The 307-nt window shown below is 50.8% G+C and carries 1 pseudogene; it reads right to left on the bottom strand.

From position 1 onward, the window contains the following. A pseudogene (locus tag EE949_RS30040) lies at positions 1 to 173 on the bottom strand (M20 family peptidase); the annotation flags it as partial. Positions 174 to 307 lie beyond the last annotated feature (134 nt).

The following is a 307-nucleotide window of genomic DNA, read 5'->3' as shown; positions in this document are numbered from 1 at the left end:
CCCTCGGCGTTGTCGGTGCCGCTGTTGATGTTCACCAGTTGCTCAAGTAGCGCTATCTGTTCTGCACTGCGGCTATCGATATAGGAAACGATATTCTGTTCGTCCAGCGTTGGTCCGGCCATTACCCCTTTCGAGGCAAGCAGCAGCATGAGCAGACAAATACGCTTTTTCATGTCGAGTGTTCCGTCCAGATCGCGATGTTAGTCGGGTGTTGCGTGATGTCCATGCAAATGTGGATAGCCATGGAATCAGGGCCGGACATGATGCCGACTGATCAAAGGAGCAGGGCATTAAATATAATTAATGC

This window comes from Pseudomonas viridiflava (assembly GCF_900602065.1).
GTDB lineage: Bacteria > Pseudomonadota > Gammaproteobacteria > Pseudomonadales > Pseudomonadaceae > Aquipseudomonas.
This window is presented reverse-complemented; position numbering and strand designations above follow the sequence as displayed.